At 69.9% G+C, this 18,681-nt stretch carries 15 protein-coding genes; 9 read left to right on the forward strand and 6 right to left on the reverse strand.

Features of this window, described 5'->3' with window-relative positions; all coding sequences use genetic code 11:
* Window position 1 precedes the first annotated feature (1 nt).
* Genes HRJ34_RS22685 through HRJ34_RS22715 form a run of 7 tightly spaced genes read left to right on the forward strand, consistent with a single transcriptional unit; the run spans window position 2 to window position 8,058 of the window.
* Window positions 2-1,765, forward strand: a complete 1,764-nt coding sequence (locus HRJ34_RS22685; protein ID WP_208632462.1) for a hydantoinase B/oxoprolinase family protein — start codon at window positions 2-4, stop codon at window positions 1,763-1,765.
* Window positions 1,758-3,896: a hydantoinase/oxoprolinase family protein gene (locus tag HRJ34_RS22690; RefSeq protein ID WP_208632463.1), complete on the forward strand. Its 2,139-nt coding sequence runs from the start codon at window positions 1,758-1,760 to the stop codon at window positions 3,894-3,896. The genes HRJ34_RS22685 and HRJ34_RS22690 overlap by 8 nt, the downstream gene beginning before the upstream one ends.
* Window positions 3,887-4,645 carry an SDR family NAD(P)-dependent oxidoreductase gene (locus HRJ34_RS22695; RefSeq protein WP_208632464.1) on the forward strand — a complete coding sequence of 253 codons (759 nt, stop codon included), beginning with the start codon at window positions 3,887-3,889 and terminating at the stop codon, window positions 4,643-4,645. The genes HRJ34_RS22690 and HRJ34_RS22695 overlap by 10 nt, the downstream gene beginning before the upstream one ends.
* Window positions 4,642-5,211, forward strand: coding sequence for a hypothetical protein (locus HRJ34_RS22700; protein ID WP_029993873.1), 570 nt, complete (start codon window positions 4,642-4,644; stop codon window positions 5,209-5,211). Before HRJ34_RS22695 ends, HRJ34_RS22700 begins: the two co-directional genes overlap by 4 nt.
* A 14-nt stretch (window positions 5,212-5,225) precedes the next feature.
* Entirely contained in the window at window positions 5,226-5,921 is a 696-nt protein-coding gene (locus HRJ34_RS22705) for a dienelactone hydrolase family protein (RefSeq protein ID WP_208632465.1), read from the forward strand.
* A 23-nt stretch (window positions 5,922-5,944) separates the two neighbouring features.
* Complete coding sequence (locus tag HRJ34_RS22710) at window positions 5,945-7,216, forward strand: MFS transporter (RefSeq protein WP_208632466.1); 1,272 nt, start codon at window positions 5,945-5,947, stop codon at window positions 7,214-7,216.
* Window positions 7,213-8,058, forward strand: a complete 846-nt coding sequence (locus HRJ34_RS22715; RefSeq protein ID WP_208632467.1) for an SDR family NAD(P)-dependent oxidoreductase — start codon at window positions 7,213-7,215, stop codon at window positions 8,056-8,058. The genes HRJ34_RS22710 and HRJ34_RS22715 overlap by 4 nt, the downstream gene beginning before the upstream one ends.
* Before the next feature lie 4 nt (window positions 8,059-8,062).
* Here the strand turns inward: HRJ34_RS22715 and HRJ34_RS22720 are convergent, their stop codons facing one another.
* The 5 genes from HRJ34_RS22720 to HRJ34_RS22740 all read right to left on the reverse strand — a co-directional run bounded on the left by HRJ34_RS22720 (window position 8,063) and on the right by HRJ34_RS22740 (window position 15,206).
* A complete protein-coding gene (locus HRJ34_RS22720) occupies window positions 8,063-9,082 on the reverse strand; it encodes an amidohydrolase family protein (protein WP_208632468.1) in 1,020 nt (339 codons plus the stop codon).
* Window positions 9,079-10,176 (reverse strand): NAD(P)H-dependent amine dehydrogenase family protein, encoded by a 1,098-nt coding sequence (locus HRJ34_RS22725; protein ID WP_016747644.1) that lies wholly within the window; start codon window positions 10,174-10,176, stop codon window positions 9,079-9,081. Before HRJ34_RS22725 ends, HRJ34_RS22720 begins: the two co-directional genes overlap by 4 nt.
* A gap of 166 nt (window positions 10,177-10,342) precedes the next feature.
* A complete protein-coding gene (locus tag HRJ34_RS22730; protein WP_011952912.1) occupies window positions 10,343-12,622 on the reverse strand; it encodes a TonB-dependent receptor in 2,280 nt (759 codons plus the stop codon).
* A 175-nt stretch (window positions 12,623-12,797) separates the two neighbouring features.
* Complete coding sequence (locus tag HRJ34_RS22735) at window positions 12,798-13,931, reverse strand: LLM class flavin-dependent oxidoreductase (RefSeq protein ID WP_208632469.1); 1,134 nt, start codon at window positions 13,929-13,931, stop codon at window positions 12,798-12,800.
* Between the two features lie 129 nt (window positions 13,932-14,060).
* On the reverse strand, window positions 14,061-15,206 hold the full coding sequence (locus tag HRJ34_RS22740; RefSeq protein WP_208632470.1) for a helix-turn-helix transcriptional regulator: 1,146 nt from the start codon (window positions 15,204-15,206) through the stop codon (window positions 14,061-14,063).
* 172 nt (window positions 15,207-15,378) lie between these two features.
* Between HRJ34_RS22740 and HRJ34_RS22745 the strand changes: the two genes are divergently transcribed.
* On the forward strand, window positions 15,379-16,263 hold the full coding sequence (locus tag HRJ34_RS22745) for a CoA transferase subunit A (protein WP_029993864.1): 885 nt from the start codon (window positions 15,379-15,381) through the stop codon (window positions 16,261-16,263).
* A gap of 2 nt (window positions 16,264-16,265) precedes the next feature.
* The gene (locus HRJ34_RS22750; RefSeq protein WP_208632471.1) at window positions 16,266-17,060 is read left to right on the forward strand and encodes a CoA-transferase subunit beta; all 795 of its coding nucleotides are present in this window, start codon (window positions 16,266-16,268) and stop codon (window positions 17,058-17,060) included.
* A 151-nt stretch (window positions 17,061-17,211) separates the two neighbouring features.
* Here HRJ34_RS22750 and HRJ34_RS22755 read toward each other — a convergent pair whose 3' ends face one another.
* Window positions 17,212-18,678: a class I adenylate-forming enzyme family protein gene (locus HRJ34_RS22755; protein WP_208632472.1), complete on the reverse strand. Its 1,467-nt coding sequence runs from the start codon at window positions 18,676-18,678 to the stop codon at window positions 17,212-17,214.
* Window positions 18,679-18,681 lie beyond the last annotated feature (3 nt).

Consider the following 18,681-nt stretch of genomic DNA (forward strand, 5'->3'; position numbering starts at 1 on the left):
GGTGAGCCAGCCGACCGGCGGTGCCGTCGAACCGAGCCGGGGGCTCGACCCGATCCTGTGCGAGGTCGTCAAGAACAGCCTGATGCTGGTCGCGCAGGAGGCGGGCATCCGCGCCGCGCGCAGCGCGGGATCGACCTTCGTCGCGGCCTCGGCCGAGATCGCCTGCACCCTCTACGACGCCGACGCCCGGCTGATCGCGCAGACCGAGGTCGGGATCATGCACTCGGCCGCGCTGCGCGCGATGCTGCGGGCCGTGCTGCGCGATCATCCGCCCGAGACGCTGGTCGAGGGGGACGTGCTGATCGTCAACGATCCCTTCGCCGGCGGCGTCCACCCGACCGACGTCGGCGCCTTCCGCCCGGTGTTCCACGAGGGCAGGCCCGCCTTCTACTGCGGGCTGATGATGATCGTGTCGGACCTGGGCGGCCTGTCGTCGGGCGGACTGCCGGCCAATGCCAGCGAATGCTTTCACGAAGGGCTGACCATCCCGCCGACCAAGCTCTACCGCGCGGGCAAGCTCGATGAGGCGGTGACGCGGCTGATCTGCTCGAACAGCCGCACCCCCGCCAAGCTGATGAGCGACATCAACGCGCTGGCGGCGGGCGGCAACGTCGCGGCGCTGCGGCTGGCGGAGATGGTCGTGAAGTTCGGCTACGAACCGCTCGGCGCAATGATCGACGAGCTGCTCGACTATTCGGAGCGGCTCGTCCGCCAGGGCTTCGCCGAGATGCCCGACGGCGTCTATACCGGCAGCTTCACGGTCGAGAATGACGGCATCATCCCCGACCGCGACTATCCGGTCCATGTCCGGATCGAGATCGACGGATCGGAATGCCGGCTCGACTTCAGCGGCAGCGCGAAACAGGCGACCGGCGCGATCAACTCGACCGCGTCGCAGACCCTGTCGTGCATCAACTATGCGCTGCGCTGCCATCTCGACCCGACCATTCCGATGAACGAGGGCTTCTATCGCCCGATCGAGGTGCTGCTGCCGCCGGGCACGGTGGTGAACTGCTCCTATCCCTCGGCGTGCAACATCCGGCTGGCGACGGGGCAGGCGGTGATCGACGCGGTGCTGCAGGCGCTGTCGGTGATCGACGAGACCCGCTCGATGGCGCCCGGCGCCACCGTCCATACCCTCAACATCCAGGGCGCGACCCCGGACGGCGGCGGGCTGTGGAGCATGCTCGACGTCTGCTTCGGATCGTGCGGGGCGCGGCACGGCGAGGATGGCGGCGACGGCCTGCCGCTGCTGTTCCACGGCCAGGCCGGCTATGAGCGCAACCTCGAAGGCTATGAGTGGGGCCATCCGGTCCGTTACCGCTGCTACCGGCTGGCGCCCGACACCGGCGGTCCCGGCCGCTGGCGCGGCGGCGCGGGGCTGGTCAAGGAGATCGAGTTCCAGACCGACGTGGTGATCACCGCGCGGGCCACCGACCGCTTCGATCGCCCCCCGCCCGGCATCGAGGGCGGGCTGGCCGGCAGCGGCGCGGCCTGGATCGTCAACCGCGGCGAGGCCGGCGAATATGCGCTGCCCGGCAAGATCACCAACCACCGGCTGAAGGCGGGCGACGTGCTGACCGTCATGTGCCCCGGCGGCGGCGGGCTGGGCGATCCGCTGGAGCGCGATCCGGCGCTGGTGCTCGCCGACGTCGAGGAGGGGATCGTCTCGATCGAGGCGGCAAGGGAGGTTTACGGGGTCGTGCTCAACGCGGATCGCACCGGCATCGACAGAGCGGCGACCGAGGGGCTGCGCCGTGGCTGATCGTTCCACCTATTTCGTCGGCGTCGACGTCGGCGGCACCTTCACCGATCTCGTCATCGTCTGCAGCCAGACCGGCGAGGTCCGCAACGTCAAGACGCTGACCACCCCGACCGAGCCGGTTCGGGGCGTGATGAACGCGGTGCGCGAGGCGCTGGCGCTGGTCGGGGCGACGGGGGCGCAGCTCGACCGCGTCGTCCATGCGACGACCCTGCCGACCAACCTGGTGCTGGAACGCAAGGGGGCGAAGGTCGGCTTCGTCACCACGCTGGGCTTCGGCGACATGTTCCGGATCAGCAAGCAGAAGCCGATCGGATCGAACCGCTACGACCTGAGCTATCGCCGGCCCGAACCGCTGGTCGCGCGCGGCATGGTCGCCGAGATATGCGAGCGGATGGACCATCTCGGCCATGTGATCACCCCCCTCGACGTCGCCGACGCCGAGGCGCGGATCGCGGCGCTCGCCGCCAAGGGGCCCGAGGCGGTCGCGATCTGCCTGATGCACGGCTATGCCAATCCCGACCATGAGCAGCGCGTGGCCGAGATCGCCCGCCGCCACATGCCCGATGCCTATGTCTGCATCTCGTCCGACATCTGGCCCGAATATCAGGAATATGAGCGCGCCTCGACGGCGGTGCTGTCGGCCTATATCGGCCCGACCTTCTCCGGCTATGTCAACGAGCTGGAACGGGCGCTGCGCGACCTGGGCTATGCCCGGCCGTTGCAGATCATGCAGTCGAGCGGCGGGGTGATGACCGCCGCCGCGGCCGCGCGCAAGGCCGCCTACATGATCGAGAGCGGCCCCGCCGCCGGCATCATGGCGAGCGCCGAGCTTGGCCGCGCCTGCGGCTTCGACAACCTGATCTCGTTCGACATGGGCGGCACCACCGCCAAGGCCGGCGTCGTCCAGAACGGCCAGCCGCGCATCACCAACGACTTCCGCGTCGGCGGCAAGGCGAGCGCGGGCGGGCGCGACGCGGGCGAGCCGATCAAGGTGCCGGTGATCGACCTGGCCGAGGTCGGCGCGGGCGGCGGATCGATCGCCTGGGTCGACCGCGGCGGCTTCCTCCAGCTCGGCCCGGAGAGCGCCAGCTCGGAACCGGGGCCGGCCTGCTACGGCTTTGGCGGGACCGAGATGACGGTGACCGACGCCAACCTGCTGCTCGGCTATCTCGACCCCGATTATTTCCTCGGCGGGACGATGAGGATCCATCCCGACCGCAGCCGCGCGGCGGCCGACCGGCTGGCGGCGAAGCTCGGCATCGACGCGACCGGGGTGGCGCGCGGCATCCACATGCTGGCCAACACCAACATGGCCTCGGCGATCCGCATCGTCACGCTCCAGCGCGGCATCGACCCGCGCGAATATGTGCTGACCGCCTCGGGCGGGGCGGGGCCGCTCCACGTCGTCGGCGTCGCCGAGCATTTCGGCATCCCGACCGTGATCATCCCGCCGTCGCCGGGGGTCCGCTCCGCCTTCGGGCTGCTCGTCGCCGACATGGCCTATGACCAGATCGCGATGGCGGCGGACGTCTCGGCCGGTGATTTCGCCGCGCTCGACGCGCAGTTCGCCCAGCTCGAAGCGGAGGGACGCGCGCAGCTCCGCCGCGACGGGTTCGAGGAGGGGATCGTCGTCGAGCGCGCGGTGTCGATCCGCTTCGAAAGCCAGGTGCTCGACCTGACCATCCCGATCCCCGACGGCCCGGTCGACGCCGCCGTCATCGCCGCCGCCGAGGCGAGCTTCCGCGAGCTCTATGCCGCGACCGCCGGGCTGCGGCCGACCGACCGCTGCACGCTGGTCCATTGCAAGGTCCGGGTCGTCGCCCATGTCCGCAAGCCCGAGCAGGCGGTCCACGCGCCGCGCCCGGGCGACGCCGCGCAGGCGGTGAAGCGGTCGCGGCCGGCCTATTTCGCGGCGGCCGGCGCCTTCGTCGACACGCCCGTCTATGATCGCGCCCGGCTCGCGCCCGGCGACGCCTTCGCCGGTCCCGCGATCGTCGAGGAGCCCGAATCCACGACGATCTGCCCACCCGGCTATGTCGTCGAGGTCGACCGCCACCTGAACCTCGTCATCGAGCGCAACGGCCTCGAAGAACGGGCTTCGATCGGGGAAAATCTGGTCACATGTCTCTGAACGGATTTTCGGTGCTCGTCACCGGCGCGGCGCAGGGCGTCGGCCGGGGGATCGCCCTCGCTGCCGCCGCCGAGGGCGCGGCCGTCGCCGTCACCGCGCGGCGGATCGAGACGGCGCAGGCCGTCGCCGACGAGATCATCGCGCGCGGCGGCCGGGCGGCGGCGCTGACCTGCGACGTCGGCGACCGCGCCAGCGTCGCGGCGGCGATCGCCGGCACGGTCGCGGCGTTCGGCAAGCTCGACGGGCTGGTCCACAACGCGGTCAGCGGCTTCTCCAGCGAGCCGGTCTCGATCGAGGATGTGCCCCAGGACAATTGGGACGACCAGCTGCGGGTCAGTTTCCGCGGCACGCTATATTGCGCGCAGGCGGCTTTCCCGGCGCTGCGCGACAGCCGGGGCACGCTGGTGGTGCTGACCTCCAATGCCGGGATCGAGGGCAATCCCTCGCTGGCTCCCTATTCGGCGATGAAGGGCGCGCAGCGCGGCTTCATCAAGAGCCTGGCGCGCGAATGGGGGCCGCTCGGCATCCGCGTCAACGGCATCGCCCCGGTCGCGCTGACCCCGGCGATGGACAAATTCTTCGAGTTGCACCCGCACATGGTGCCGGTCATCTCGAACCGCGCCGCGCTCGGCCGGATCGGCGATTGCGAAAGCGACATCGGATCGGGCGTCGCCTTCCTGCTCGGGCCGCAGAGCCGGTTCGTCAGCGGCCAGACGCTGATCCTCACGGGCGGAGCCTATATGCTATGAGCGGGGACGAACGACGGGCGATCGTGGCGGGCGAGGGACCGCTGGCCGGTGCGGTCGCCGCCGCGATCGCGAAGGCAGGATTCGCGGTGGAGCGGGCCGGCCGGGACCTTTCGGGCACGGAGGCGGTCGACCTGGTCGTCGCCCTGCCGATCGCGGACATTCGCACCGACGATCTCGCCACGCTGGCGGAGGACGCCTGGATCGATCTCGCCGAGCGGCCGATGGACGATGTCCGGCACCTGCTGGCGACGGTGTCGGCGCGGATGCGCGAGCCGGGCGGCGCGCTGCTGATCGCGCTGCCCAATATCGGCATGATCGGCGTGGCGGGGACCGCCGCGCAGGCGATGGCGGCCGAGGGGATCAGGACGCTGGCCAAGGCGGTCGCCAAGGCCTGGCGCGCGCGGGGCCTCCGGGTCAATTGCGCGATGCTCTCGGCGGCCCAGCTCGCCACGGCGGACGACGAGGTCGCGCGCGAGATCGTCGGCATCGCGATCGCGAGCGCCGGCGCGGATTTCGCCGCGACCGGCAACAGCATCCTGATCGACGGCGAACAGACGTCGGTCTGAACGGGGAGGGGCGCGTGGCACGGATAGACAGCTTCGACGGAGACCGGTTCGACGCCTATGTCGCCGCTCCGGCCGATGGCGGGGCCGCGCCCGGAATCGTCGTCATCCAGGAGATACGGGGCGTCAACGAGGATATCCGGGGCATCTGCGACCGGCTGGCGCGGCAGGGCCATCTGGCGATCGCGCCCGACATGCTGTGGCGGCAGGAGCGCAACGCGGTGTTCGACCCCGACACGCCCGCCGGCTGGGACAAGGCGATGGCGCTGCACGAGGGCTTCGACGAGGACAAGGCGGTGCGCGACATCGCCTCGGCGGTCGACTGGCTGCGCGCGCAGCCCGGCTGCTCGGGCAAGGTCGGGGTGATCGGCTATTGCCTGGGCGGCAAGCTCGCCTTCCTGTCCGCCGCGCGGGCCGGGGCCGACGCGGCGGTCGCCTATTACGGGATCGGCATCGAGCATGTGCTCGACGCGATCGACGACGGGTTCGCGCCGACCCTGCTGCACGTCGCCGCGCTCGACCGCTTCGTGCCGGCCGAGGCGCAGGCGGCGCTGGCCGAACAGGCGCGCCGGACGCCGGCTCTGACCACCCACATCTATCCCGGCGCGCACCACGCCTTCGCGCGATCGGAAGGCGTGCATTTCCATGCCGACGCCAGCGCCACGGCGCAGCGGCGCACCGAGCAATTCCTGCAACGGCACCTGCGCGTCTAGATCGCGCATCGAGGAGAGGACGAATGGCGATCGCAGTGGACGCAAACCAGCCGGAGGGTCGGCGGCTGCGCGGCTTCATCGCCGAGGCGCCGACCCCGACGGGGCGGGCGCGGGCGTTCCTAGCGCTGCTCCTGGTGCTGGTGCCGCCGGTCTTCACCGCGATGATGGGGACGCCGGTCGTGCCGATCATCCCGGCGGTGGCGAAGCATTTCGGCGGCGGCGACGCGGGTGCCTTCGCGGCGCAGATGATGGTGACGGTGCCGTGCATCGGCGTGATCATCGGCGGCCCGATCGCCGGCTGGCTGATCGAGCGGATCGGCATCCGCGCGGTGATCATCGGCAGCGCGGTGCTGATGGGGCTCGCGGGCATGGCTGGCGCCTTCACCCACGACATCGTGCCGTTCCTGTTCAGCCGGCTGCTCGTCGGCTTCGGCGCGGCGGGCGGCTATACCGCGCTGCTCACCCTGGCGGGGCTGCTGTTCCAGGGGCGGACGCTCGCCCGCGTGCTCGGCTATCAGGCGTCGGTCGCGGCGGTCGTGTCGATGGGGTCGATCATGATCTCGGGCTATATCGCCGAGCATGTCGAATGGCGGGTGTCCTACGGCCTCTATGCGCTGGTGCTGCTGTTCGTGCCGCTGGCGCTGCTCGGCCGCTGGCCCGCCCAGCCGGTATCGGTCCAGGCGCGCGCGGCGGGGGCCGGGGCGTTCGGCCGCATCTGGCCGATCCTGCTGATCATGATCCCGATCTACGCCGCCGCCTTCATGTCGGTGGTGCAGGGGTCTTTCATGATGACCGCCAACGGCATCACCAAGCCGACGCTCCAGTCGAGCCTGATCGCGATGGCGACGATCATGTTCACGATCAGCTCGTGGAACTATGGCCGGCTGCGCAGCCGGCTGTCGGGGCCGGCGACCTTCGTGATCGCGCTGCTGCTGCTCGGCGGCGGCATCGTCCTGATGGGCAGCCTCCACCCGGTCTGGGCGATGGGCCTGTCCTGCGCGATGATGGGCGCGGGGGCGGGCATCGCCACGCCCTATCTGTCGCAGCAGATCCTCGAACGGGTGACCGCCGAGCAGCGCGGCCGCGCGGTCGGCTTCATCGCCCCGGCGCATTATCTGGGCGAGTTCGCCAACCCGTTCATCATGCATCCGCTGCGGATGGCGATCGGCATCCACGCCGCCTTCATCCTGTTCGGGGCGTTCATCATGCTCGGCGCGCTGTTCGCCTTGCGCGCGAACCGCAAGCCCGTCGGCGCCAATCCCGAACCGGCGCCCGAACCGGTGGCGGCGGCATGATCGACCTGGGCGGACAGCTCCATGTCGTCGCCGGCGCGGGCGGCGGCGGGATCGGCACCTCGGCCTGCGTGCTGCTGGCCAAGGCGGGGGCGACGGTGCTCGCGGTCGACAAGACCGACCTCGGCTGCGCCAGCGCCGCCGAGGCGCTCGAACCGCATGGGCCGCGGCATTGCGTCGTCCAGGCCGACCTCGCCGACGAGACGGCGCTCGCCGACGCCCTGGCCAAGGCGGGTCCGGTGCGCGGACTGGTCAACGTCGTCGGCGGCATCACCAGCCAGGATCTGATCGCGCCGCTGCTGACCGCCGACGCGATGGACATCTTCGACCGGCTGATGCGGTTCAACACGGTGCCGACGCTCGCCGCGTCGCGGACGGTCGCGCGGGCGATGGTCGGGCATGGGCAGGGCGGCAGCATCGTCAACATCGCCTCGGCCGCCGGCATCGCCGGCATGCCCTTCGGCGCGGGCTATGCCGCCGCCAAGGCCGCGCTGATCAACCTCACCCGGACGATGGCGGCCGAATGGGGCGGGGCGGGCGTCCGGGTCAACGCGATCGCGCCGGGCAGCATCGCTACCGCCAAGCTCGGCCGGCAGCGCTTCGACGGCGGCGCCGACGAGAAGGATCGCGCCGCGAAAGCGGTGGTGCCGCTCGGCCGCCGCGGCCTGCCCGAGGACATCGCCGGGGTGGCGCTGTTCCTGCTGTCGGACCTCGCCGCCTATGTGTCGGGACAGGTGATCGCGGTCGACGGCGGCATGCTCGCCCGGCCGCCCTATAACGACGCGGACGGGCTGCCGGTGTTCATGACCGATCCGGCGCTGCGCGAGCGGTTGCTGGGGGCGTAAGGGGTCAGCGTCGAACGATCGCCTCGTCGGTGTCCGGCAGCCGATAGGCCCGGCGCGCGGTTCCCGCGAACAGGGCGGCGCGCTCGTCGGCCGACCAGCCGGCGCTGATCCGCTTGAAGGCGTTCCACAGGCGGACATAGCCGCAGGTCGCCGAATCGACCGGGAAATTGCTCTCGAACATGCAGCGGTCCGCGCCGAACAGCTCGACGCAGGTCTCGACCACCGGGCGCCAGGCGGCGGCCAGCTCGTCCACCGTCGCCGGCGGCTCGCGCATGTGGAGCGGCGATCCGGCGAACGGCATGCCGAGTCCGCCGATCTTGACCAGCGCGTTGGGCCGCTCCGCCAGCCGCGCCAGGCCGTCGCGCCACAGCGCGAAGGTCTCGGCCGGGCGGGCGCCGTGGTTGCCGATGCCGAGCAGCCCGCCGACATGGTCGAGGATGATCGCCGTGTCGGGGAAGGCGGCGGCGAGGTCGGCGAGCTCGCCGATCTGCGGATGGAAGATCCAGGCGTCGAACGACAGGCCGAGCGGCGCGAGCCGGGCGAAGCCGGCGCGGAAGCCGGGGTCGGCGAGCAGCCCCGGCGGCGGCCGGCGCGGCCAATTGTCGAACAGCGGATCGCCGTCCCAATTGGCCGACTGGCGGATGCCGCGGAAACGGCCCTTGCCGGCATCGACATGCGCCTCCAGCACCGGCGCCACCGCATCGCCCGGTTGCAGGTCGGCATGGCCGACGATGCCCGCGCACAGGCCCGCCGCGCCCTTGGCCGAGCCGAGGAAGAACAAGGTCTCGCCGACCGGGCGCAGGCTTTCGGGACCGTCGTCGAAATAATGCGCGCCGCATTCGATCGCGACGGTCTGGACGATCCGATGGCCCGAGCCCAGGTCGGCCAGAAGCTCGGGCGTGTGATAGCGACGGCCGCCGCGGGCCCCCAGCGCGGGGATGCCGTCCCACAGATGATGGTGCGGATCGACGATCGGCAGGTCCGGCTCGATCGCGACGTCGTCACCGGCCGGACCTTCCGTCATGCCGCGACCAGCCCCTTGCCGGTGATCATCGGCAGGTCGAACGGCGTCACCACGCCGGGCGGCGCCGCGCAGACGACGGGGATGGCATTGACGATGCGCAGCGCGGTCGCGAGCGTGCCGGGCACGGTCGGGTCCGCATAGCCGGGATTGCCGACCTCCAGCACCCAGTCGGGATCGCCGCTGATCTGGACGCGATAGCCGCCGCCGATGCCGATCGGCCCCTTCGGCCAGTGCGGGGCGTCCTCGACGCGCAGCCGGGTGACGTGCTCGACGACGACGACCGCCTTGCCGGCGACGATGCCGCGCACCTCGAAGCGGATGCCGGCGGAGCTGCCCTTGGCGATCGTGCCCGCCGGGATGGTGAAGGTCTCGGGCGCGGGATAGAGCTCGTAATATTCCTCGGTACGGTCGAGCGCGAGGCCGAGCTGCTCGGCGATCAGCCGCACCACCGATCCCCACATCATGTCGAGCACGCCGGGCCGGGCGATCGGCGGGACCTCGTCGATCGGCTTGCCGAAGCCGAATTTGCCGGTGATCGCGTCGGGCTTGTCCCAGACGCCGTAGCTCATCACCTCGCTGACCCGGATCGTGTCGATCCGCCGCGTCACGCCCGACAGGGCGAGCGGCAATATGTCGTGCATGAAACCCGGATCGAGGCCCGAGGTGAAGCAGGTGGCGCCGCCCTCGCGGCACGCGGCTTCCAGTCGGCGCACGATCTCCTGGTCGGCGCTGCCCGGATGGACCAGCGGGATGATCGCGGTCGACACGACGTTGATGCCGGCGCGCAGCAGGTCGCACATATGGTCGGCGGCGCTCGACTGGCGGTTGCCGGTCGTCACCCCCTCGCGGCCCGACGTGCCGGCCGAGCAGAAGGAGACGCAGTCGGGCTTCAGCGCGATCAGCGCGTCGCCGTCGTCGGTGGCGAGGATGCCGGTCGGCGTGTCGAGGCCGCAGATCTCGGCGGCGTCCTTGCCGACCTTGGCCGGATCGCTGACCACCAGCCCGACCAGTTCCAGCCCCGGATGGCTGATGATCGAGCGCAGCGCGTTCTTGCCGACATTGCCCGTGGCCCATTGGCCGACGCGGATCGCCATGACTATCCTCTCCTTATTCACAAAAAGGGCGCCGGATAAGGGCGCCCTTCCCATCGGTTCCGGGAACCGGCCGGCTGTTGGCCCGGCCGGTTCCCGTCCCCCGTTCTCAGCTTTGTCGTCGCATCGCTTCTTGCGGAAAACCGGTACCCGCCTTTCCGCGCGATGCTCAGAAGCTGACCTTGAGATCGAGGCCGAAGCGCCGCGGCGCCGCATAGCTGTTGATCGCGAAGCCCAGCGCACCGAAGTCGATGCCCGAGATGATGTTGTGGCGGTTGGTGATGTTGTCGACATAGAAGGACAGGTCGACCGTGGTCGCGCCGAGCGCGATGTCGGTCAGGCCGATCCGCCCGTCGAGCCGCTTGTTCGCCCCCGACCGGATGTTCCGGTAGAAGACGTTCCCCGAGAACTGGTTCGCGTGGAAGAAGCGGTTGCTCATGTAGGAATAGGCGAGCCGGGCCAGCGGCCGGCCGAAGCCGACGTCGTCGCCTTCATACTGGATGCTCGCATTGGCGGTCCACTTCGGCACATAGGGGAATTCGCTCTGGTCGGCGGCGTTGAAGAAGGTGCCGGGCACCGCCGGATTGGGGGCGATGAACACCTTGTACTTCGGATCGACATAGCCGAGGCTGCTCGACAGGGTCAGGCCCTTCACCGGCACCGCCTGCAACTCGCCCTCGAAGCCCTTGAAGGTCGCCTTGGCGTTGGAGGTGAAGCCGCCGCTGTTGCCGACCGAAGTGGTGACGAACTGGGTCACCTGCAGGTTGCTGTAGTCGGTGTTGAACACCGCGGCGTTCCAGCGCAGCCGCCGGTCGAAGAACTCGGTCTTGATGCCGGCTTCGACCGTCTTCGCCTTCTCGGGCAGGAAGACGAAGTTCTGCGTCGCCGAGGCGCGGGTGTTGAACCCGCCCGAGCGATAGCCGGTGCCGTAGCGGGCATAGGTCATCACGCGATCGGTGAACTGGTAGGAGACGATCGCGTTGAACGAGGTGTTGTTGAAGGTGTTCTTGCCGTTGCGGATGCTCGGCAGCGTCTGGCTCACCTCCTTCTTGTCCTTGGTGTAGCGGACGCCGGCGGTCAGCTCGAGCTTGTCGTCGAACGCGGCCGGGCGATAGCTCGCCTGGCCGAAGGCCGCATAGGACTTCGCCTTGAAGCCGAACTGCAGCACCGATGCGGTGTTCGACGCCAGGGTCGGCGAGATGACGAAGGTCGAGTTGGACGGGTTGGTCGTCGAGCCGTCCTCCTTGAAGTAATAGAGGCCCGCGACATATTTGAACTGGCCGGTGTCGCCGAGCACCTGGAATTCCTGCGAGACCTGGTCGGTCTCCTCGACCTTCTTGAGGCTCAGGAACGGATAGACCTCCTGGATGCCGGTCGTGGTCGGGCCGAACACGCCGGGCGGGCCGTAATAGGTGCCCAGCGGATTGGCGCGATAGGAGCGGAAGCCGGTGATCGACTTGAAGTTCAACGCGTCCGACACATGATATTCGAGGGTCAGGCCATGGCCCCAGATCTTGACCTTCTGCTGCCCCGCGATGGCGAGGTTGAGCGACTTCTTGTAGGACTCGCTGACGTTGCTCAGGAACAGGCCGCCATTGGTGGCATTGGTGTAATAGCCGCGGACGTTGTTCGAGATGAAGCGCGGCTGCTGCGCCAGCGGCAGGCCCCTCAGGTCGTTCCAGTCGAAGATGTAGGTGGCGCTGAAATCGCCCCATTCGCCCTTCACCTTCGCCCAGACGGCGTCGCTGTTGAGGCTGCCCGGCGTCGTCGCCCGGCTCGACGAGAAGGGGTTCTTGGTGAAGCCGGCATGCTGCATATGCTGGTAGGACAGCGTCGCCGCGATCCCGCTATTGCCCAGCTTGCCGGTGTCGAAGCGGGCCGCCGCCTGCCGTTCGCGATAATTGGCGAGGCCCAGCTTGATCGCGCCGCCCATCTCCTCCGACGGGTCCTTGGTGGTCATGCTGATCGCGCCGCCGGTGGTGTTGCGTCCGAACAGCGTGCCCTGCGGGCCGCGCAGCACCTCGACCCGCTGCAGGTCGACCAGCGCGAAGTTCGCGGCGTTGCTGCGGCCGACATAGATGCCGTCGATGTAGATGCCGACCGGCGAGTCGACCGTCAGCAGCGGCTCCTGCGTGCCGATGCCGCGGATGAAGGCGGTGTTGCCGCCCAGGAAGCCCGACTGCTGCTGGATCGAGACGTTCGGGACCATCGTCGTGATCCGGTCGATCTGGGTGACGTTGGCGCGCGCGAGCATCTTTTCGGACACCGCCGACACCGACACCGGCGTGGTCTGCAGATTTTCCGCCTGACGGCGGGCGGTCACGACGATTTCCTCGAGGCCCTGGCGCTGATCGTCCGCCTGATCGGGGACGGTCTGCGCCGAGGCGCCGTTTGCCAAGGCGGCCAGCGAAACACCGGCCAGGATGCTCAACACCGTTTTGCGTGTCATTCCTCTACCCCTCTCCCAAACATCACTCTATTTTGTTCACCAAGTGATTGCTTGTTATTCAAAACGAGTCAAGACACTCGCTGATACAGACATAAAAAAGGCTTATCGTTTCGGAATATCATGCACATAGAGCGATCGCTTGGTTGTAGTGATGCGATCGCGCGGGATTCCCGCCTCAGGCCGGGCCCTGGCCGGCGCGATAGGCCGGTATGACATGCTCGCCGATCAGCCGGATCGTTTCCATGATGTCGGCGTGGGCAATTCCGCCCATCTGGAAAAGGAACAATATTTCGTCGGCGCCGGCTTCGGCGAGGCGGCGGACATGGCGCAGGCAATCCTCGGGATCGCCATAGGCGTCGTCGGCGACGTCGTGGATCGTCTCGCGCGGGGACGACTCGATCCGCTCCTCGGAGATATAGGCGACGACATTGGCCTTGCGCTCGGCCAGCGCGGCGGCGTTCTCGTCGGCCGACAGGTCCTCGGCGTTCGGGCGCGGGCCGCCCTGGTACCAGTGGGCGAGCGATTCGACGAAGAAGCGCTGCCCGCGCAGCCCCACCCGGCGGGCCCGCTCGCGATCCTCCAGCACGATCGTCGGGCAGAGCGCGGCGAGATGCTCGATCGGGCGGAAGCCGACCTGCCTGGCCGGGTCGCGCCGGGCATGGGCCTCGCGATAGACGGCGCTCTTGCGCGCGACCTCGGCCGGGCCGCTGAAGGCGAGTACCAGCGCGCCGATGCCGCGCTCGCCGGCGGTCTGCAGCGCGTCGTCCTTGGTGCAGGCCATGTAGATCGGCGGGTGCGGCGTCTGCCACGGCTTGGGATGGATCTCGCGCGGGGGGATCTTCACATAGGTGCCGTCGTGCGAGACGACGTCCTCGGTCATGATCCGGGGGATCAGGTACATCGACTCGGTGATCATCGGTGGCAGGTCGGCCAGCTCATAGCCGAAGGTCCCCGCCTCCTGCTGGGTGCCGCCCTTGCCCATGCCGAAATGGACCCTCCCGCGCGACAATATGTCGAGCGTCGCGATCCGCTCCGCCACCTTGACGGGGTGGTTCATCGCCGGCGGCAGGCAGACGACACCATGGCCGATGCCGAGCCGCGTCGTCCGTCCGGCCAGATAGGCGAGGAAGGTCTCGGGCGCGGACATATGCGCATATTGGGTGAGCGCGGTGTGCTCGACCGCCCACACCGTGTCGAAGCCGAACTGCTCGGCGAGCAGCGCCTGCTCGACGATCTCGTGGAAGACGCGCGCCTCGTTCTCGCGCGAGGTGTCCACCATCTGGGCTTCGTAGATGATCGAGAATTTCATGGGCCTCGTCCTGCCTGTGCTGCGTTCGGCAGCTCTTGTCGGTGCGTCGCCGCCGCCGCGCCTCGTCCAGTTGGACGAGGTCGCCCTGATCACTTTCGAGACGGGCCTTCGCCAAGGCCCAGTCCCTCCTCAGGATGCTCTGGCTTTGCGATCGGCGGCGGCCGGCTGCCGGGCGGGGACCAGCGTCTGGACGAGGGCGAGCAACTCGGCCTGCCGGGTCGTGCCGGTCTTGGCGAAGATCGCGCGGAGATGCGCGCGCGCCGTATTGTAGGTGATGCCGAGCCGCGACGCGGCCTCGCGCAGCGTCTCGCCATTGGCCATCGCGGCGGTGACCGCCGCCTCGGCCGACGTGAGCGGCAGGGGCCCGCGCAGCGCCGCCGCGTCGAAGCGCGACCGGCGCGACGGATCACGCACCCGCAGCAGCAGCAGGTCGCGGTCCGACGTCCAGACCGGCATCGCCGGCCGGATCGGGCGCACCGCGACGGCGATCGGCGCGTCGTCGCCGGCCGGGTCGACCAGCAGGGTGCAGCCGGCTTCGTCGCAGTCGCCGGGCGCCGCGTCGAGATAGGCGCCGAGCTGCCGGTCGGCGGCGGCGGTCGCCAGCCGCAGCCGGGTGTTGGACGCGCTGAGGCCGGCGCGGCGCGCGATCAGCGCGTCGGCGATGCCGTCGCTGACCATGATCCGGCGGTCGCGGTCGATCACCAGCGTGCCCTGTCCGCTGGCCGCCAGCGCGTCGCGCAGGATCGCGCATTCGGCGTCCCGGCGCATCGTCAGCGCCAGGCCCCTGAGCGCGATCGCCAGGTGCGGCACCATCGCCTCCATCCGCGCCCGCTCGCGCCCGCCGAAGTCGGGCAGGCCGAGCAGCCGCGCGACCCTGACCCGCGCGACCAGGCTGGGCGCGGGGGCGATGTCGACGCCCAATATCTGGCTGCCGACCGTCTCCGACAGATAGGCGCGGATGGCGCGGATCTCGCCCGCAGCGCGCCGGCTCAGGAATTCGCCGAACGACACCACCCGCGTCTGCGGCAGGCCGACGAAGGGGTCGGTCGCGAAATAGCGGTCGACATAGAGCGCGGCGCGGCGCCGGTCGCTGCCCGGCGACAATATCTCGCGCGGCCGGTCCTCGCCCGCGCGGGTCAGCAGCAGCACCGCGCGGCTCGCCCCCATATGGTCGGCGAAGGCGAGCAGGAAGCGGTTCCACGCGGCGACGTCGGCGACGCCGGCATACAGCGCCTCGAGCAGCCTCGCGGGCGGCGTCTCGTCGCGTGCGGCCATGGCTCTCCCCTCCCGGCGGCTCGGCTGATTCGATCAGGCTATCAAGCGAATGTCCGGGTGGCAACCGATCGCGGTCCATGGCGGCGATACTTGGGATATTATCCCGAATGTCGGCTGGCGATGTTGACAACCAAGCGATCGCTTAGCAAAGCGTCGGGCAGAGGAGAGAGACATGACGACTACGTTCGACAAGCGAATGTCGATCGATGACATCATCGCCAGCCTGTCCGACGGGATGACCATCGGCATCGGCGGCTGGGCGACCCGGCGCAAGCCGATGGCGCTGGTCCGGGCGCTGGCCCGGTCGAAGCTGAAGGACCTGACCGTGGTGTCCTATGGCGGGCCCGACGTCGGGGTGCTCGCCGCCGCCGGCAAGATCGCGAAGCTGGCCTTCGCCTTCGTCTCGCTCGACCACATCCCGATCGAGCCGCATTTCAAGAAGGCGCGCCAGGCGGGCCTGAAGGTGTGGGAGATGGACGAGGGCATGCTCCACTGGGGCCTGCGCGCCGCCGCGATGCACCTTCCCTTCCTGCCGACCCGCTGCGGCATGGGGACCTCGGTCGCCGAGCATCCGGACCTCCGCACGATCCGCAGCCCCTTTGAGGACGGGGAGGAGCTTATCGCGATGCCGGCGCTCCGGCTCGACGCCGCGCTGCTCCACGTCCACCGGTCGGACGAGCGCGGCAATGCGCTGATCCTGTCGCCCGACCCCTTCTTCGATGAGCTGATGGCGCGCGCCGCCGATCGGGTGTTCCTGAGCGCCGAGCGCATCGTCCCGACCGAGGAGCTGGGCCTGCCCGGCAACGCCCGTTTCCACCCCTTCGAGCGCGCGGTCGTCACCGGCGTCGCGGAGGCGCCGTTCGGCGCGCACCCGACCAGCGCGGCCCCCGATTACGAGATCGATATGAAGCATCTTCGCCATTATGTCGCGTCGGCCGAGAGCGACGACGCGTGGAACGCCTATCGCGCCGCCCATGTCGACGTCGACCAGGCGGCCTATGTCGCATCGGTCGGCGGCGCCGACGCGATCCTCGCCGCGCCCCGGCCGGTGTACTGACCATGGCGCGGCATACGCTCACCGAGCTGATCATCGCCCGCGCCGCCAAGGCCTGGGCCGACGATCCCGAATGGCTGGCCACCGGCATCACCCCGGTGTCGCGCCTCGCGGCCGGTCTCGCCAAGACGCTCTACAACCCGCGCCTGATGATCACCGACGGCGAGAACTGGTTCGCGCGCGATCCGGTGCCGCTCGGCCCGCGCGGCGGCTTCGAGCCGGTGATCGAAGGCTGGGCGCCCTATCTGCGCACCTTCGACAATCTGTGGAACGGCCGCCGCCACGCGATGGTCGCCCCGGTGCAGATCGACCGCTACGGCCAGACCAACATCAGCGTGATCGGCGACCATGCCCAGCCGAAGGCGGCGCTGCTCGGCGCGCGCGGCTTTCCCGGCAATTCGATCCACCATCCGAACAGCTTCTTCTTCCCCGCGCACAACAAGCGCGCCTTCGTCGAGGGGGAGGTCGATTATGTCTGCATGGCGGGCTACAACCCGGCGCGCTGGCCCGGCGGGCGCAAGCCGTTCAGGCTCGAGCTGCGGCTGATCCTCACCAATTTGTGCGTGATGGATTTCGGCGGGCCCGATCATGCGATCCGGCTGGTCTCGCTCCACCCCGGCGTGAGCTTCGAGGAGGTGCAGGACAATACGGGCTTCCCGATCCACCGCGACGGCGGCGAGACGCCCGAGACGCCGGCCCCGACCGACGAGGAGCTGGCGGTGATCGCCCGGCTCGATCCGCACGATGTTCGCGCGACGATCATCAAGGGGAACCCGCCGGGCCGGCCCGAATGGGGGTGAGGTCCTAGTCGGTAACCGTCATGCTGAACTTGTTTCAGCATCCACCAGGTCGGTCGAGCGGAGCAGGCGGCGGTACGCATGGTCGTCGCAGGAGCCCGCCGGTTCGGAGCCTGCTTCCCGGTGGATGCTGAAACGAGTTCAGCATGACGGTCTATGATGTCGGGCTTCCTTCCATCGCCGCGCGGACGGCGGCGAGGCTGACCTTCAGCGAGGGGGTGCGCGGCAGCTCGTCGGCGACGGCGATCCGCACCGGGATATGGGTCGAGGGCAGCCGTTCGCGCAGATGCGCGAGCAGCGCGGTCTCGTCGGCCTCGGCGCCGTCGTGCAGTTCGACCATCGCCGCGGGGATCGCCCCCAGCCGCGCGTCGGGCAGGCCGACCACTGCCGCGTCCCGGACCGCGCGATGCTCGCGCAGCGCGTCGGCGACGCGCTCGGGCATGATCTTGAAGCCGCCGCGCATGATCGCGCCGTCGTGCCGGCCGAGATGATAGACATAGCCGTCGGCGTCGATGCGGATCAGGTCGGTGGTCGCCACCCAGTCGGGACGGATCGCCGGGCAGCGGACCTGCATCAGCCCCTCGCGCCCGTCCTCGATCGACGATCCGTCGTCGGGATCGATCACGCGCAGCTCCACGCCGGGCATCGGCAGGCCGACGCTGCCGCGCTTCGCATCGCCGACCGCGCGGCGCATGGCCGGGGTCCAGCGGACGATCGTGCCGCAGAATTCGGTCGCGCCCAGCCCCCAGTGGATCGGGATGCCGTAATGGCGCTCGAACCGCTCCTGGATGTCGGGATCGAGCGGCGCCGATCCGCCGTAGATCGCGGTGACGCTCGCCAGATGCGCGCGCGGGATGTCGGCGTCGAGCATCATGCGGATCGCCGCCGGGGGCAGTCCCAGCATCGGCGGCCGGTGGCGGCGCACCGCGTCGGCCAGCGCCTCGGCGGTGAATTTCTCGATCAGGACGAGCGGGGCGCCCTGCGCGCCGCTCGCCGCGAGCAGGCTGAGCCCGCCGACCCCGCTCAACGGCCAGACGTTGATCTGGGGCGGCGGACCATCGGCGCCCTCGCCCTCGGGCGCGCTGTCGACCGCGCGCTGGAGGACGTGGAGCGGCAGCGGCAGCCGCTTGGGCGGGCCGGTGGTGCCGCTCGACAATATCTCGATCACGCCGTCATGGGCGGCCTGGACGATCGTCGCGCGCTCCAGCCCGTCGACCGGCCTCGGCAGGAACGGCTCCTCGCCAAGCGCGATACCCGCGCAGCCGATGCGGGCGCAGCTCTCCGCGATCGGCGGCCAGTCCTCGGCATCGGCGATCAGCGCGGCGGCGCCGAGCCGCTCGACCTCGGTCGCCAGCGCGGCGGCGGGCAGGAAAGGATGGACCAGGCTGATCGAGCGCCGCGCCGCCAGCAGTGCCAGCATCGCCGCCGCGTGCGAGGCGCGGTTGCGCGCGACCAGCCCGATCCGCGCATCGGGCGCGACGCCGGCCTCCGCCAGCAGCGCGTCGAGTCGGTCGGCGAAGCGGCCGACCTCCTGCCAGCTCACCCAGCGCCCGCGAAACTCGATCGCCGGGCGATCGCCAAGCGCGCGGAAGGAGCGCCGGATGCGGTCGGCGACGTCCATCGC

The organism is Rhizorhabdus wittichii, assembly GCF_017607425.1.
GTDB lineage: Bacteria > Pseudomonadota > Alphaproteobacteria > Sphingomonadales > Sphingomonadaceae > Rhizorhabdus > Rhizorhabdus wittichii.

Coding starts and splice junctions, on each gene's coding strand:
- HRJ34_RS22695 (WP_208632464.1), top strand. CDS start 3,887: ATGTCTCTGAACGGATTTTCGGTGCTCGTCACCGGCGCGGCGCAGGGC.
- HRJ34_RS22700 (WP_029993873.1), top strand. CDS start 4,642: ATGAGCGGGGACGAACGACGGGCGATCGTGGCGGGCGAGGGACCGCTG.
- HRJ34_RS22710 (WP_208632466.1), top strand. CDS start 5,945: ATGGCGATCGCAGTGGACGCAAACCAGCCGGAGGGTCGGCGGCTGCGC.
- HRJ34_RS22715 (WP_208632467.1), top strand. CDS start 7,213: ATGATCGACCTGGGCGGACAGCTCCATGTCGTCGCCGGCGCGGGCGGC.
- HRJ34_RS22720 (WP_208632468.1), bottom strand. CDS start 9,082: ATGACGGAAGGTCCGGCCGGTGACGACGTCGCGATCGAGCCGGACCTG.
- HRJ34_RS22725 (WP_016747644.1), bottom strand. CDS start 10,176: ATGGCGATCCGCGTCGGCCAATGGGCCACGGGCAATGTCGGCAAGAAC.
- HRJ34_RS22730 (WP_011952912.1), bottom strand. CDS start 12,622: ATGACACGCAAAACGGTGTTGAGCATCCTGGCCGGTGTTTCGCTGGCC.
- HRJ34_RS22735 (WP_208632469.1), bottom strand. CDS start 13,931: ATGAAATTCTCGATCATCTACGAAGCCCAGATGGTGGACACCTCGCGC.
- HRJ34_RS22740 (WP_208632470.1), bottom strand. CDS start 15,206: ATGGCCGCACGCGACGAGACGCCGCCCGCGAGGCTGCTCGAGGCGCTG.
- HRJ34_RS22745 (WP_029993864.1), top strand. CDS start 15,379: ATGACGACTACGTTCGACAAGCGAATGTCGATCGATGACATCATCGCC.
- HRJ34_RS22750 (WP_208632471.1), top strand. CDS start 16,266: ATGGCGCGGCATACGCTCACCGAGCTGATCATCGCCCGCGCCGCCAAG.
- HRJ34_RS22755 (WP_208632472.1), bottom strand. CDS start 18,678: ATGGACGTCGCCGACCGCATCCGGCGCTCCTTCCGCGCGCTTGGCGAT.